Genomic DNA, 14,113 nt, shown 5'->3' on the forward strand with positions numbered 1-14,113 from the left:
AAAAATAAGACCTTCTGTGAGTTATCTGCGAAGGCAGGTGAGCCGGGACACCCGCGGGGCGGGAGCCCCGGCCTCGGGTGCTCACCGCGGAGGCGGGATCGGCTACCTGCCGCGAAAGACCGGAGGCCGGCGTTCCCGGAACGCCGCCACCCCCTCGGCGAAGTCGTCGGTGTCGAACAGACGGATCTGGTTGTCGACCTCGCGCGCCAGCACCTCGTACGGATCGGACGGCCCCTCGACGAGCATCGCCTTGATCGTGGCGAGGGCCAGCGGCGGCGCCGCGGCGAGCCTCTCGGCATCGGCCAGCGCGGTCTCCAGTGCGGCGCCGGGCTCGGCCAGGACGTCGGCCAGGCCCATCTCCAGCGCCTCCGCCCCCTTGACCCCCCTGGGCAGCATCAGCAACCGCCGCGCCCTGGCCGGCCCCACACGCCGGCTCAGCGACCAGAAGATTCCCAGGTCACCGGCGAGACCGACCTTGGTGAAGGTCGGATTGAAGACGGCGTCAGAGGCGGCGACCACCTGGTCGCAGGCGAGGGCCAGCGACGCCCCCGCCCCGAAGGCGAAACCCTCGACCGCGGCCAGCACGGGCTTGGGGCCGGACCAGATCGCGCGCACGATGCGCTGCGCCGCCTCCGCCCTGGGCCTGGTCTCCTCGGCCGGCCGGCGGCGCATGGTGGAGATGTCACCTCCGGAGCAGAACGTGCCGCCCGCCCCGGTCAGCACGATCACCCGCACCGCGCCGTCGGTCATCGCCTCCTCGATCCGCTCGGCGAGCGTGATCCGCAACTCAAGGTCGATGGCATTGCGAAGGCGCGGCCGGTTCAGGGTCAGCACCCGTACGGCACCGTTCTCCCCCACCAGGACGCAGTCACCCTCGGTGATCTCACCGGCCTGCTGTGACATGTTCCCCACCCTAAGTTTTTGAATTTATTTTCAAATAATAGAGTAGGGGCGATTCGGACTTCGAGACAAGCCACCGATGCTGAGGAGACGACGCATGACGATCGCAGAGCAACCCGAGGACTGGACCGAGCCGGGCGCCCATCCGGTACGGCCGGGGGTCCATCGGGTGCCGCTGCCACTCCCCTCCAACGGCCTGCACGCGGTGAACGCCTACGTGATCGAGAGCCCGGAGGGCCCGGTGGTCGTCGACCCGGGATGGGCGATGCCGGACACCGAGAAGGCACTGGCCCAGGCACTGGGAACGCTGGGACACCGGCTGGCGGACGTCGCCCACATCCTGGTGACCCATGCTCACTGGGACCACTACTCCCAGGCCCTGAGGCTGCGCGAGACCTTCGGCACCCGGGTGCGGATCGGCCGCGGCGAGCAGCCCTCCATCGACGCGTTCGACGAGGAGCAAGGGTTCTATCCTCGCCAGATCGAGCTGCTGCGCCGCTGCGGGGCCCCGGAGATCGCCGGCCGCGTCGCCGCCACCGAGAGCTACGAGTACGAGCGCGACCTGCCGCAGAAGCAGCCCGACGGCTGGCTGGACGACGGCCGGCGGATCTCCCTGGGCCCGGTCGAACTCGACGTGTTCGCCACGCCGGGACACACCAGGGGGCACGTGGTGCTGCGCGACGCCACGGCCGGCCTGCTGTTCGCCGGTGACCACGTGCTCCCGCACATCACCCCGTCCCTCGGTCTGGAGACCGTCCCGGAGCCCAAGCCGCTGCGGAGCTATCTCGACTCCCTGCGGCTGGTCCGGGGGATGCCCGACACCCTGCTGCTGCCCGCGCACGGCCCGGTCACCCTCAGCGTCCACACCCGGGTCGAGGAGTTGCTGGCCCACCACGAGGAGCGGCTGGACGCCTGCGCGCACGAGATCAAGGCCGGGGCTCGGACGGCGTACGAGGTGGCCGTGGCCATGCCGTGGACCCGCCGCCGGCGCAGGCTGGACGACCTCGACCTGTTCAGCCAGATGCTCGCCGTGCTGGAGACCGGCGCCCATCTGGACGTGCTGGCCGACCAGGGCGTGCTCGTCGCCGCCGACCTGGACGACGGCGTCCGCGCCTATGCTCCGTCCTGAGCGCCGTCCGTCCGAAACCCGCGGGGGCGCGGGTTTCGGACGGGGGTCAGCGTCCGGTGAAGAGCGGGCTCCGGCGTTCGATGACGGCGGCCAGCCCTTCGCGCGCGTCGGCGGTACCGGACAGGTCGGCGACCGTACGGGCCTCCTCGGGCAGCCTGGCCTCCACGTTCGCCCCGAGACCGTCCCAGAGCAGCCGCTTGGTGGCGGCCAGCGCCCTGGGGGCACCGGCGGCGAGGGCGCGCGCCAGCGCGAGTCCCTCGTCGAGCAGGGTGTCGTCGGCGACCACCTTCGTGATCAGGCCGATCTCGAGGGCCTCGGCGGCGGTGAGGACCGGGTTGGTCAGGGTGATCTCCATCGCCTTGCGCAGCCCGACCAGCCGGGGAAGGGTGACCGAGACGCCGGCGTCGGGCGCCATGCCCACCCGGGTGGCCCCGGCCATGAACTTCGCGGACTCGGCGGCGACCACCAGGTCGGCCGCGCACACCAGGCCGAACCCGCCGCCGCCGGCCGCGAAGCCGTGCACGGCGGCCACCACCGGGGCCTGCAGCCGCATCAGCGCCGAGACCGAGATCTGCAGCCAGGAGGTGGCCTCGCGCAGGTAGTCGGGCAGCCCCTCCCCCTTGGTCGCGAAGGTCTTGACGTCACCGCCGGCGCAGAAGTTACGCCCCTCTCCGGTGAGCAGTACGGCGCGCACGTCCGGCTCACCGTGACAGCGCATGACCGCCGTGTAGAGCCCCCGCAGGAAGGGCACGTCCATCCCGTTGGCCGCCTCGGGGCGGTTGAGCCGCAGGCGCGCCACCCCGCCGGAGTCGAGGTCCAGCAGCACCGGGCCGGAATCGATCAGTTCACGTGTCATCTCAGGCTCCCTTGAAGGCGGCGATGCCCGCCGCGGCGGCCTCCCCGCCGAGGTGGTCGAGTACGGTCTCCAGTTCGAGCGCCAGCCCTTCCGATGGAGGCAGGTCCAGCCCGGCGTGGACCAGGTGCTTGATCCGGATCAGGGCATCACGACTGTGGCCTGCCACCCGGGTGACGAACGCGTTCACCGCATCGTCGAAACCGTCCGCGGGCAACGACCGGTAGGCCAGCCCCCAGGCGACCGCCTCGGCCGCGGTCAGCCGCTCGCCGCTGAGGATGTGCCCGAGGGCACGCTGCCGGCCGACCAGCCGGGGCAGCCGCTGGGTGCTGCCACCGCCGGGCACCTGCCCGAACCTGGCGTGGTTGTCGGCGATCTTCGCGTTCTCGTGCACCAGCACGACGTCGCACGCCTGCATGAGTTCGAAGCCACCGGCCATCGCGTACCCCTCGACGGCGGCGACCACCGGTACCGGCAGCTCCGCGATGGCGGCACAGGCCCGGCCGAAGTTCGAGAACAGCGGGCGCATCGCCTCCCTCCCGGCGACACGCAGCCGTTCGAGCTCGTTGAAGTCACCGCCGACCGAGAAGTTCCCGCCCGCCCCTCGCAGCAGGACGACGTTCACGTGGTCCGCGAGCCGGACCAGTGCCCGCTCCAGCTCGGCGCCGAGCTCGACAGTGATCGCGTTCATCGCCTCCGCCCGGTTCAGGGTGATGTGCCCCACCCCTCCGTCCACCCGGCTCAGCACGACCCCGCTCACGTAGCCTCCTCGCCGACGCTCGCCGGACGCGCGAGCACGCTGCCGCGTCCACCGGTCCGCTCGCTCACATCAGTCTCCCGCCGCCGACCTCGAGCACCGCGCCGGTCATGTAGCTCGCCAGGTCGGAGGCGAGGAACAGCACCGCCCCCGCAACCTCGCGCGGCTCACCGGCCCGCTTCATCGGGATGTCGGCCTCGCGTGCGGCGAAGACCTCGGGCGGCATGGCCTCGGTCATCGCGGTCCTGATGAGGCCCGGCTGCACGGCGTTGACCCGGACGCCTCGGTGTGCCAGTTCCTTGGCCGCGGCCTTGGTGAGACCGACGATGCCGGCCTTGGCCGCGCTGTAGTTGGTCTGGCCCGGGTTGCCGGACTTCCCCGACAGGGAGGAGATGTTGACGATCGAGCCGGATCCGGCCTCGCGCATCACCGCCGAGGCGGCCCGCACGCCCAGCCAGGTGCCGCGCAGATGGACGGTGATCACCGCGTCGAAGTCCTGCACCGTCATCTTCTTCAGTGAGGCGTCCCTGGTGATGCCGGCGTTGTTGACGAAGATGTCCAGCGATCCGAACCGCTCGACGGTTCCCGTGACGAGCGCATCGACCTGGGCCTCGTCGGTGACGTCGCAGCCGTAGGACCAGACGCTCCGCTCGTCCCCGAGCCCGGCCGCGGCCGCGGCCGCCTCATCGGCGTCCCGGTCGGCCAGGGCGACCCGGGCGCCGTTCTCACTCAGCAGCCGGGCGATCTCCAGCCCGATGCCCCGCGCCGCGCCCGTCACGATCGCGGTGCGGCCCGCCAGCAGCCCCGCCACCGGCCCCGCCCCCGTCACGCGAAGTACCTCACGACCGACTCGGCCACGCATACCGGCTTCCCGACACCCTCGGCCTCGATGGTGGTGGACAGCACGATCTGGGTCGCACCGTCCAGCGGGGTGACCTCCACCAGCCGCGAGGTCGCCCGGAGCTTGGAGCCCACCGGGACCGGCGCCGGGAAGCGCACCTTGTTCAGTCCGTAGTTGACCGCCATCCGGAGGCCGTCGACCCGGTAGATCTGCTGGAAGAACACCGGAAGCAGGGACAGCGTGAGGAATCCGTGCGCGATCGTCCTTCCGAAGGGTCCGTCCTTGGCCCTCTCCACGTCGACGTGAATCCACTGATGGTCATCGGTGGCGTCGGCGAACCCGTCGACACGCTCCTGCTCGACGGTGATCCAGTCACTGGTGCCCAGCACCTCACCACTCGCGCCGACGAGCTCGTCGAGACCGTTGAAGATCCTCATATTCCCTCCTCGGATGGGATGCCTCCGCACCAACCATCTGTTCTAATCTAGATTAGATAATAATTCGACTTCAAGGCCGGGGTCCTGTCACGACCCGGAGCGGCCTCGGCCCATCCGGTCGGAGAACATCCGGCCCCAGCGCAAAGGACCGCGGCAACATATGGATCTTGCTCTCACCGGCGCTCGGGTTCTGGTGACCGGCGGCGCCTCCAACATCGGGCGGGGCATCGTGCACGGGTTCGCCGCCGAGGGCGCGCGGATCGCCGTCTGCGACCTCGACGGGGACCAGGCCGACAGGGTCCGCGGCGAGGCACTGGAACGCGGAGCCGCCGCGGCCGAGGTGGTGCAGGCCGATCTGGCCGAGGCGGGAGCGGCCACCCGCGCCGTCGACCGGGTACTGGACGCCTGGGGCGGCATCGACGTCATGGTGAACAACGCGGGCATCAGCATCCCCGGCTTCGTCGCCGAGCACACCGACCGGGCACAGTGGCAACGCACCTTCGAGGTCAACCTCTTCGCGGCGATCGAATGCACCCAGGCCGTGCTCGTGCCGATGCGCGAGGCAGGCGCAGGGGCCCTGGTGTACATTGCCAGCGACGCCGCGTTCGGCGAGATCAGGCAGGCCGTCTACGGGGCCTCCAAGGCGGGGATCCTCGCCCTGGCCAGGACGACCGCCAAGGAGCACGGCCGGCACGGTATCCGCTCCAACGTGGTCTGCCCCGGCCTGGTCATCCCCGAGGGGCCCGAGGCCGTCGGCGCCACCAGCCTGTGGGCGGGTGGTCAGGATGCGATCTTCAACGACCGGCAGGTCGAATACATGCTCAAGGCCACCCCACTGCGCCGGCTGACCACGGCTCAGGACATCGCCGGCACCGTTCTCTGGCTCGCCTCACCGGCGGCCGCCCGCCAGGTCACCGGGCAAGTGATCTCGGTCAGCGGGGGCTACGCGATGCCCTGAGCCGCGTGCCCCTCCGCCCACTGTCTACCCGGACCCGCACCATCCGCTCGTTCCATGGAGGAAAGAAATGCCCGAGGCCTACATAGTCGACGCCGTCAGGACCGCCACCGGCCGGCGCCGCGGCGGATTCGCCGCCGTCCACCCCGCCGACCTGGGCGCCGCACCGATCCGCGCCCTGGTGGAGCGCAACGACATCGACCCGGAGACGATCGACGACGTCGTGTACGGCTGCCTGGACGCCATCGGCGGGCAGGCCGGCGACATCGCCCGCACCGCGGCGCTCGCCGCCGGGCTGCCCGAGTCGGTTCCCGGCGTGACCATCGACCGGCAGTGCGGATCGTCGCAGCAGGCCGTGCACTTCGCCGCCCAGGCGGTGATGAGCGGCACCTCGGACCTGATCATCGCCGGCGGCGTGCAGCAGATGAGCCAGTACCCCCTCCTGTCGTCGTTCACCGTCGGCGAGCCGTACGGCGCGGTCGACCCGTGGACCGGCTGCAAGGGCTGGGAGGAGCGTTACGGCAACCAGGAGATCTCCCAGTTCCGCAGCGCCGAGATGATCGCGGAGGAATGGGGCTTCTCCCGCCAGGACATGGAGGAGTTCGCCCTCGAGAGCCACCGGCGCGCCCTCACGGCCCGTCAGGAGGGCCGCTTCGACCGCGAGATCCTGGTGTACGAGGGCGTCGAGCACGACGAGGGCCCTCGCGCGGACACCTCGCTGGAGAAGATGGCCGGGCTCAAGCCCCTGACCGACGGCGGCCGCTTGACCGCGGCGGTCTCCAGCCAGATCTCCGACGCCTCCGCAGCACTGCTGATCGCCTCCGAGCGGGCCGTCCGCGCCTACGGTCTCGTGCCCCGAGCCCGGATCCACCACCTGGCAGTGCGCGGCGCCAGCCCGGTGAATCTGCTGGTCGCCCCACTTCCCGCCACCGAGCACGCGCTGAGCAAGGCCGGCCTCACCATCGGCGACATCGACCTGGCCGAGGTCAACGAGGCGTTCGCCAGCGTGGTGCTGGCCTGGCAGAAGCACATCGGCGCCGATCCCGCACGGGTGAACGTCAACGGCGGCGCCATCGCTCTGGGCCACCCGATCGGCGCATCCGGCGCCCGCATCATGACCACGCTGCTGCACGAGCTGGAGCGCACCGGCGGCCGGTACGGTCTGCAGACCATGTGCGAGGGCGGTGGCCAGGCCAACGTCACCGTCATCGAACGGCTGGGCTGAGGATGCGACGCGATCTCTACACCGACGACCACGAGCAGTACCGGCAGACCGTACGGGAGTTCCTGGCCCGCGAGGTGATCCCCCACTACCTCCGGTGGGAGGAGGAGCACAGCATCGATCGGAGGGTTCTCGCCGCCGCCCGTGCGCAGGGCATCGCAGGCCTGGAGGTCCCCGAGGAGTACGGCGGCGCCGGGGTGAGCGACTACCGCTACCGCATGGTGGTGTGCGAGGAGGTGGCCCGAGCCCAGGCGACGACCTTTACCGTCACCCTGGGGCTCCAGGACGACCTGGTCCTGCACTACCTGCTTGACCTCACCACCGAGGAGCAGAAGCGGCGCTGGCTGCCCGGGTTCGCCGGTGGCGACGTGATCGGCGCGCTGGCGATGACCGAGCCGGGCACCGGCAGCGACCTGCAGGGCATTCGGACCTCCGCCCGCCGCGACGGTGACTCCTGGGTGCTCACCGGGCAGAAGACGTTCATCAGCAGCGGCATCACCGCGGACCTGGTGATCGTCGCCGCCCGGACCGACCCGGAGGGGGGCTCGCGTGGGTTCAGCCTGTTCGTGGTCGAGGACGGGATGCCCGGCTTTACCCGAGGCCGCAGGCTCGAAAAGATCGGCTTGCATGGCCAGGACACCGCGGAGCTGTTCTTCGAGGACGTCCGGGTGCCGGATGCCAACCTGCTGGGCGTCGAGGGACAAGGGCTGCGGTACCTGATGAGCCATCTGGCCCGTGAACGGCTGGGGATCATCGCACAGTCCATCACGGGCGCCCGGGCCGTCTACGAGATGACCAGGGAATACTGCTTCCAGCGAGAGGCCTTCGGCAAGCGGATCGGCGACTTCCAGGCCACCCGCTTCGCGCTGGCGGAGATGGCCACCGAGCTGGACATCGCCGAGGCCTACACCGACAAGTGCGTGCTCGCCTACAACGCGGGAGAGCTGACGGCCGTGGACGCGGCCAAGGGAAAGTGGTGGATCAGCGAGCTGCAGAAGCGCGTCGTCGACCAGTGCCTGCAGTTGCACGGCGGTTACGGCTACATGCTGGAGTACCCGGTCGCCCGGGCCTTCGTCGACACCCGGGTCCAGACCATCTACGGTGGCACCACCGAGATCATGAAGGAGATCATCGGCCGGGACCTCGCGGCACGGCCATAGGGCGCGTTTTGTGGATCTTCGCCTACGCTGCGGATCCACCTCTCGGCCGGGGCCTCGCATCCCGGTTTCCCCGGAGGATGCCGCCCTAGTTTTTTAATCTATATTAAGATAAAGGAGAGTAGCCGGCCCGAACCCACGCGGGCCGGCCGTACACGAGAGGAACCGAAGTGACAGCGCTGTCCGAGGAGGAGCAGGCGGTCGTGGCGACCGTACGGGAGTTCGTCGACCGGGAGGTCCGGCCCGTCGTCCGCGAACTGGAGCACGCCAACGAGTATCCGGAGAGACTGATCGAGCAGATGAAGCAGCTCGGCATCTTCGGGCTCGCCGTCCCCGAACCCTACGGCGACGTGCTGGTCTCCACCGCCTGTTACGTCATGGTCACCGAGGAGCTCGCCCGCGGCTGGATGAGCCTGGCCGGGGCCATGGGCGGCCACACGGTGGTCGCGAAGCTCATCGCCACCTTCGGCACCGAGGAGCAGCGGCAACACTACCTGCCCCGGATGGCCACCGGCGAGGTCCGCGCCACGATGGCGCTCACCGAGCCGGTCGGCGGCTCCGACCTGCAGGCCATGACCACCGTCGCCCGGCGAGAGGGCGACGGGTACGTGGTCAACGGCGCCAAGACCTGGATCACCAACTCCCGCCGCTCCCAGCTCATCGCGCTGCTCTGCAAGACCGACCCGGCCGCGAAACCCGCGCACAGCGGCATGAGCATCCTGCTCGTCGAGCACGGGCCCGGCCTCACCGTCTCCCGTGACCTGCCCAAGCTCGGCTACAAGGGCGTGGAGAGCTGCGAGCTCTCCTTCGACGGCTACCGCGCCCCCGCCTCCGCGGTGCTCGGCGGCGTCGAGGGCCGCGGGTTCGCGCAGATGATGAAGGGGCTGGAGACCGGCCGCATCCAGGTCGCCTCCCGCGCCCTCGGTGTGGGCCGGGCCGCGTTCGAGGACGCCCTGCGCTACGCCCAGGAGCGCGAGAGCTTCGGCAAGCCGATCTGGAAGCACCAGTCCATCGGCAACTACCTCGCGGACATGGCCACCAAGCTCACCGCGGCGCGCCAGCTGGTCCTGCACGCCGCCGAGCGCGCCGACACCGGGCAGCGCTGTGACCTGGAAGCCGGCATGGCCAAGCTCTTCGCCTCGGAAACCGCGATGGAGATCGCGCTCAACGCCGTGCGCATCCACGGCGGATACGGCTACTCCACCGAGTTCGACGTCGAACGCTACTTCCGCGACGCCCCGCTCATGATCGTCGGCGAGGGCACCAACGAGATCCAGCGCAACGTCATCGCGGCACAGCTCGTCAGCAGGGGAGGTCTGGATCTTTGACCGAAGAGCACCTCTCGAGCCGCCGGGGCCGCCGACGAGTGGTCCCGGCGGGCGAAGGAACCCACCCGTATGATCGATCGGTGCCCAGTAAAGCCAGAAACAGGTCCGTCTCGAAAGACGGCGCCGGCCCGAAGTCCAGCCGTACCCGCGAGCGGATTCTCGACGCGGCGGCGCACGTCCTCAGCCGTAAGGGCTACTCAGGGACACGACTCGGTGACATCGCCGACCAGGCACAGCTCCAGGCACCGGCGATCTACTACTACTTCGGATCCCGCGAAGAACTGATCGAAGAGGTCATGTGGACCGGCGCCCAACGCGTCCGCCAACACGTCACCCAGGTCCTCGACGCACTCCCCGCCGACACCACCCCGATGGACCGCATCTGCGCCGCCGTCGAAGCCCACCTGCACGTCGAACTCGAACTCTCCGACTTCGCCACCGCCCTGATCCGCAACTCCGGCCAGATCCCCGAAGACCTCCGCACCCGCCAACTCGCCGAAGAGGCCGGATACGGCAAACTCTGGCGCGACCTCTTCCGCGCCCTCGACAACGCCGGCCAGCTCCGCCCCGACCTCGACCTGCGCGTCGCCCACCTCCTCGTCGTCGGCGCCCTCAACTGGGCCGCCGAATGGTGGAACCCCAAACGCGACACCTTCGAAGCCGTCGTCCGCACCGCCCAGTCCCTCATCCGCCACGGCCTCAGCACCACACCGCCGGACCAGCCAACCGAGGAAACCACCCCCCGCCCCCGGCGGAATCCGACTCAGCGCACCTCCTGACCCCCGGGCAGCCGGCAGCACGCCATCCGCTTATTATCTAATATTGATTAGATAATATCTGCATGATCACCTGGAGTCGTGATGAGTGGCGGGCCACTGTCCGGAGTCAAAGTACTGGAACTCGCCGGGATCGGGCCGGCCCCGTTCGCCGGGATGGCGCTGGCCGACCTGGGGGCCGAGGTCGTGCGCGTCGACCGGCCGGGAGGCAGCGGGTTCTTCCCCGGAGCCGAACAACTCGATCTGCTGAACCGGGGCAAGAAGTCCATCCTCCTCGATCTCAAACAGCCACAGGCGGTGGAGGCCGTACTGGCCATGGCCGCCGAGGCCGACGTGCTGATCGAGGGGTACCGGCCGGGGGTCGCCGAGCGACTGGGGCTGGGCCCCGACGTCTGCCACGCGCGCAATCCCCGGCTGGTGTACGGCCGGATGACCGGTTGGGGACAGGACGGCCCGTTGGCACAGACGGCGGGTCACGACATCGGCTACATCGCGCTGACCGGCGCCCTGCACGCCATCGGCGAGGCGGGCGGGCCGCCGCAGATCCCGCTCAACCTGCTCGGTGACTTCGGCGGGGGCGGCAACTACCTCGTGATCGGAGTGCTCGCCGCGTTGCGCGAGGCGGACCGCACCGGGCGCGGTCAGGTCGTCGACGCCGCGATCGTCGACGGCACCGCGCACCTGCTGGCCGGAACGCACATGATCATGGCCACCGGCGCCTGGACGGACGAGCGCGGCGCCAACCTCCTTGACGGCGGCGCGCCGTTCTACTCCGTGTACGAGACCTCCGACGGCCGGCACATGGCCGTCGGTGCCCTTGAGCCCAAGTTCTACGTCGAGTTGCTCGCCGGACTCGGCCTCGACGAGGACCCCCGCAAGCAGCACGATCGGAGCCGCTGGCCCGAGTTGCGTGCCCGGATCGCGGCCGCCTTCGCCGACCGGAGCCAGGCCGAGTGGTCGGCGATCTTCGCCGAGTCCGACGCCTGCGTGGCACCGGTGGTGAGCCTGCGCGAAGCCGCGAACCATCCGCACATCAGAGCGCGCGGCTCCATCGTGGAGCACGACGGGCTGCTGCAACCCGCGCCCGCGCCCCGCTTCTCCCTGACCCCCACCGCCCTCGGCACACCCCCTCCGGTGCCGGGCCGGCACACCGTGGAGGTGCTCGGCGCCTGGGGCGTCGACGCCGCGGCCCTGATCGAGTCCGGAGCGGCGGTGCAGGTCCCCACCGACGACGCGAAGGACAGGACCTAGGTTTCCCGGCCGGCCGCCTCCCGAGCGAGGCGGCCGGCCCCGGACGCGGCGGGACCGGCGACCCCTCGCGGGTTCACCGGTCCCGGGTGTCGCGGTCATGGCGCAGGGGAGCGCGCCCCTACGCCATGACCGCGACGTAACGCCAGTCAAGGACGTCCCGCGGCCCGTCACCGCCCACCACCTGGACGAGCGAGCGGAGACGGACCAGCCCGCCGCCTCCCGGCAGCGCCTGGCGGCGCTCGACCACCACCTCGCTGGAGAGCGTGTCGCCCTCGTGGACCGGGCCGACGTGGTCGCAGCCGTCCCAGGCCACGACCGTGACCAGGTTCGGCAGTGCCCGGCTGGCCTGGGACAGCGCGAGGCCGACGGTGTGCCCGCCGTACACCAGCCGCCGCTCGGCCGCGGCCCGCACGTCGTGATGCACCTGCGCCACGTTGAGGGTGAGCCTGGCCAGTTCCGGAGCACCGGACACCACGTCTCCCCCACCCACCCGAAGCCTCTCGCCCTCGGCGACGCCGGCGAAGTGCCGGCCCGCGACCCGTTCCCTGAAGCGGTCTAGCCGCCAGCCCGCCAGCATCCCGGTCACCGTCTCGGCGAGGTCCTCGTCGGTGACGGCCACGCCCACCGAGTCGAGATCGGCCTGGTGACCGGTCAGCGCCTCGGGGTCGCGCAGCGGCAGCATCGCGCAGCGCCAGAAGTCCAGCACCGGGCGTCCGGCCTGGTCCACGGTGGTGATCCGGAGCACCGCCAGCCCGGTCGGCCGGCGGCCCGGCTTCGCCCGGTTCTGGCGCAGCGCCACCACCTGTGTGGAGGTGCGCAGGGTGTCGCCGAGCAGGGGCATCCGGCGGAAGACCAGGCCCCGGTAGAACAGGTTCGCCTTGACGTGGTGGGTGACCAGGGTGGACTGGCCGATCGCCACGTCCCAGACCAGCGCCGGATGGGCCGGCGGCTCCCCTTTCGTGACGTCCCGGCAGAGATCGGCGTCGAGGGGGAGCCTGAGCCGGTCACCGACGATCGCCTGGTGTGCCGCGGCATGCCCGGCGGTGAGGGTGACTCCGGGCGCGCCGTCGAACACCTGCCCGACCGTCAGCTCGTCAAAGTACGGGCCTTCCACGGTCACCGTCATCGGTTCGCTCCCTCTGCTCGCGTCAGGACCCGCCTGGCCGCCACCGCTTCGTCGATCATCTTTCCGTCCGGTTCCACGGCGCCCGCCCCGGTCTCCCGCAACGCGCCGAGCACCGCGCGAGCCTGGGCGACCTCGTCCTCACCCGGGGTGAACACGGCGCGGCTCTGCCTCCACGTCCTTGCTTAATTTATATTAGGTTAAATGCGAGGCGCACGGAGAGAGGGTTGCCCGCGCCGGTGAGCCGTGTCTCCCGATACGCGCGGCCACCCATACCACGACGGTATGGAACTTTGTGAGGTATTCGTCTGCCTCGCTCGGTGTCAGCTTTGGGGTAGCCCTGACTCTCAGGGCTCCGTGTATCCCTCCCACCCCCAAGGGACACCGAGAGGAGTCACCCCCCCCCCAGTGAATCCGAAGGCCAAGCTGGGCGCCGTGGCCGTACTGGCCGTCACCGCCCTGATCACCCCCACCGCGGTGAGCGCCGCGTCCGCACCGGCGGACATCGCCGCCCGCACCGTCTCCGCCGACCCTCCGCCGTACGCACCGCCGAACGCGGAGGCGCGCCACCGCACCGTGACCACGGCCAACGCCACCGTCGCCATGAGGTCGGAAGCCCTCCTCAAGGGGCAGAACGAGAAGTTCACCCTGACCGCCAACGTCTCCGGCGCCCAGGGCCTGCAGCACCTGACCTACGCGCGCACCTACCGTGGGCTGCCGGTCTACGGCGGTGACGTGATCGTGTCCACCGACCGGGCCGGCGAGCTGGTCGGGTCCGTGAGCTCGGGCCAGCAGTCCAGGATCACGGTCGACGTCACGAGCAAGGTGGACGCCGCCGCGGCGACCGCCACCGCCCGCGCGCACGTGTCCGTCGTGGAGAGCGTGAGCACCCCTCGGTTGCTCGTGTCGGCAAGCCGGCCAGCACCGTCTGCTCCGGCCCGACGCCCCTGACCGGCATCGGCATCCAGAAGGCCGGCCAGATCTTCCAGGCCGGGCTGAACACCAAGACCGCACCGTGGACGCACGCCAAGGCGCGGCAGGCCACCGTGGCCGCCGCCAAGGCGCTCTTCCCGAGCGGCTGCGTCGAGGTCAACGCGGTCAAGGCCGCCTGGACCGCGGTGAACGTCCCGCTCGCGAGCGGTGAGGTGACGTGCCCGTAGCACCGGGCGACTCCCGGCTCCGACGATAAGCCAGGGTCCGGGCCCCGGCGAGTCGCCGGGGCCCGGACTGTGATTTGAATATCCGAAAGGGGTAGATATGCGCTGCTGAAAGATGGAGCAGCCAGGCGGAGAACGGGGGCGGCATGATGGTCCTCGGCCGGCCACCCGTACCGTCCGGAGAACCGGGGCACAGCGGGAGGGGAAGATCTGCTGACCGCGGTCCG

General features: G+C 70.5%; 16 protein-coding genes. 9 read left to right on the forward strand and 7 right to left on the reverse strand.

Annotated features, from left to right (window positions below; translation table 11 throughout):
• Window positions 1-102 precede the first annotated feature (102 nt).
• Complete coding sequence (locus OIE13_RS14580; protein WP_326830126.1) at window positions 103-903, reverse strand: enoyl-CoA hydratase/isomerase family protein; 801 nt, start codon at window positions 901-903, stop codon at window positions 103-105.
• Window positions 904-997: 94 nt separating this feature from the next.
• Here OIE13_RS14580 and OIE13_RS14585 point away from each other — a divergent pair, with 94 nt between their 5' ends.
• A complete protein-coding gene (locus OIE13_RS14585) occupies window positions 998-2,029 on the forward strand; it encodes an MBL fold metallo-hydrolase (protein WP_326830127.1) in 1,032 nt (343 codons plus the stop codon).
• 46 nt (window positions 2,030-2,075) lie between these two features.
• Here OIE13_RS14585 and OIE13_RS14590 read toward each other — a convergent pair whose 3' ends face one another.
• The 4 genes from OIE13_RS14590 to OIE13_RS14605 form a co-directional block, all read right to left on the reverse strand.
• On the reverse strand, window positions 2,076-2,885 hold the full coding sequence (locus OIE13_RS14590) for an enoyl-CoA hydratase/isomerase family protein (RefSeq protein ID WP_326639378.1): 810 nt from the start codon (window positions 2,883-2,885) through the stop codon (window positions 2,076-2,078).
• A gap of 1 nt (window position 2,886) precedes the next feature.
• Window positions 2,887-3,642 (reverse strand): enoyl-CoA hydratase/isomerase family protein, encoded by a 756-nt coding sequence (locus OIE13_RS14595; protein ID WP_326830128.1) that lies wholly within the window; start codon window positions 3,640-3,642, stop codon window positions 2,887-2,889.
• Between the two features lie 64 nt (window positions 3,643-3,706).
• Window positions 3,707-4,468 carry a 3-oxoacyl-ACP reductase FabG gene (gene fabG / locus OIE13_RS14600; RefSeq protein ID WP_326830129.1) on the reverse strand — a complete coding sequence of 254 codons (762 nt, stop codon included), beginning with the start codon at window positions 4,466-4,468 and terminating at the stop codon, window positions 3,707-3,709.
• Window positions 4,465-4,917 carry a MaoC family dehydratase gene (locus OIE13_RS14605; RefSeq protein WP_326830130.1) on the reverse strand — a complete coding sequence of 151 codons (453 nt, stop codon included), beginning with the start codon at window positions 4,915-4,917 and terminating at the stop codon, window positions 4,465-4,467. The genes fabG and OIE13_RS14605 overlap by 4 nt, the downstream gene beginning before the upstream one ends.
• Before the next feature lie 160 nt (window positions 4,918-5,077).
• On the opposite strand from OIE13_RS14605, the gene OIE13_RS14610 reads away from it, so the two are divergent.
• From OIE13_RS14610 to OIE13_RS14635, 6 genes are all read left to right on the forward strand, one after another.
• Window positions 5,078-5,875, forward strand: a complete 798-nt coding sequence (locus tag OIE13_RS14610) for an SDR family NAD(P)-dependent oxidoreductase (RefSeq protein ID WP_326830131.1) — start codon at window positions 5,078-5,080, stop codon at window positions 5,873-5,875.
• Window positions 5,876-5,942: 67 nt separating this feature from the next.
• Window positions 5,943-7,097 (forward strand): acetyl-CoA C-acetyltransferase, encoded by a 1,155-nt coding sequence (locus OIE13_RS14615; RefSeq protein WP_326639367.1) that lies wholly within the window; start codon window positions 5,943-5,945, stop codon window positions 7,095-7,097.
• A 2-nt stretch (window positions 7,098-7,099) separates the two neighbouring features.
• Window positions 7,100-8,254 (forward strand): acyl-CoA dehydrogenase family protein, encoded by a 1,155-nt coding sequence (locus OIE13_RS14620; RefSeq protein WP_326830132.1) that lies wholly within the window; start codon window positions 7,100-7,102, stop codon window positions 8,252-8,254.
• A gap of 167 nt (window positions 8,255-8,421) precedes the next feature.
• Window positions 8,422-9,579, forward strand: coding sequence for an acyl-CoA dehydrogenase family protein (locus OIE13_RS14625; protein WP_326639364.1), 1,158 nt, complete (start codon window positions 8,422-8,424; stop codon window positions 9,577-9,579).
• Window positions 9,580-9,659: 80 nt separating this feature from the next.
• A complete protein-coding gene (locus OIE13_RS14630) occupies window positions 9,660-10,358 on the forward strand; it encodes a TetR/AcrR family transcriptional regulator (RefSeq protein ID WP_326639363.1) in 699 nt (232 codons plus the stop codon).
• Window positions 10,359-10,439: 81 nt separating this feature from the next.
• Window positions 10,440-11,606, forward strand: coding sequence for a CaiB/BaiF CoA transferase family protein (locus OIE13_RS14635; protein ID WP_326639361.1), 1,167 nt, complete (start codon window positions 10,440-10,442; stop codon window positions 11,604-11,606).
• A gap of 118 nt (window positions 11,607-11,724) precedes the next feature.
• On the opposite strand, the gene OIE13_RS14640 is transcribed toward OIE13_RS14635, so the two are convergent.
• Window positions 11,725-12,732 carry a MaoC family dehydratase gene (locus tag OIE13_RS14640; RefSeq protein WP_326639360.1) on the reverse strand — a complete coding sequence of 336 codons (1,008 nt, stop codon included), beginning with the start codon at window positions 12,730-12,732 and terminating at the stop codon, window positions 11,725-11,727.
• Window positions 12,729-12,887: a hypothetical protein gene (locus tag OIE13_RS14645; protein WP_326639358.1), complete on the reverse strand. Its 159-nt coding sequence runs from the start codon at window positions 12,885-12,887 to the stop codon at window positions 12,729-12,731. Before OIE13_RS14645 ends, OIE13_RS14640 begins: the two co-directional genes overlap by 4 nt.
• Window positions 12,888-13,137: 250 nt before the next feature.
• Between OIE13_RS14645 and OIE13_RS14650 the strand changes: the two genes are divergently transcribed.
• Together OIE13_RS14650 and OIE13_RS14655 are read left to right on the forward strand one after the other, a co-directional pair.
• A complete protein-coding gene (locus OIE13_RS14650; RefSeq protein WP_326830133.1) occupies window positions 13,138-13,680 on the forward strand; it encodes a hypothetical protein in 543 nt (180 codons plus the stop codon).
• 44 nt (window positions 13,681-13,724) lie between these two features.
• Window positions 13,725-13,889 carry a M4 family metallopeptidase gene (locus OIE13_RS14655; RefSeq protein ID WP_326830290.1) on the forward strand — a complete coding sequence of 55 codons (165 nt, stop codon included), beginning with the start codon at window positions 13,725-13,727 and terminating at the stop codon, window positions 13,887-13,889.
• Window positions 13,890-14,113 lie beyond the last annotated feature (224 nt).

Origin of the sequence: Streptosporangium sp. NBC_01810 (assembly GCF_035917355.1) — a bacterium.
Lineage (GTDB): Bacteria > Actinomycetota > Actinomycetes > Streptosporangiales > Streptosporangiaceae > Streptosporangium.

Coding starts and splice junctions, on each gene's coding strand:
- OIE13_RS14640 (WP_326639360.1), bottom strand. CDS start 12,732: ATGACGGTGACCGTGGAAGGCCCGTACTTTGACGAGCTGACGGTCGGG.
- OIE13_RS14610 (WP_326830131.1), top strand. CDS start 5,078: ATGGATCTTGCTCTCACCGGCGCTCGGGTTCTGGTGACCGGCGGCGCC.
- OIE13_RS14585 (WP_326830127.1), top strand. CDS start 998: ATGACGATCGCAGAGCAACCCGAGGACTGGACCGAGCCGGGCGCCCAT.
- OIE13_RS14605 (WP_326830130.1), bottom strand. CDS start 4,917: ATGAGGATCTTCAACGGTCTCGACGAGCTCGTCGGCGCGAGTGGTGAG.
- OIE13_RS14580 (WP_326830126.1), bottom strand. CDS start 903: ATGTCACAGCAGGCCGGTGAGATCACCGAGGGTGACTGCGTCCTGGTG.
- OIE13_RS14620 (WP_326830132.1), top strand. CDS start 7,100: ATGCGACGCGATCTCTACACCGACGACCACGAGCAGTACCGGCAGACC.
- OIE13_RS14590 (WP_326639378.1), bottom strand. CDS start 2,885: ATGACACGTGAACTGATCGATTCCGGCCCGGTGCTGCTGGACCTCGAC.
- OIE13_RS14615 (WP_326639367.1), top strand. CDS start 5,943: ATGCCCGAGGCCTACATAGTCGACGCCGTCAGGACCGCCACCGGCCGG.
- OIE13_RS14635 (WP_326639361.1), top strand. CDS start 10,440: ATGAGTGGCGGGCCACTGTCCGGAGTCAAAGTACTGGAACTCGCCGGG.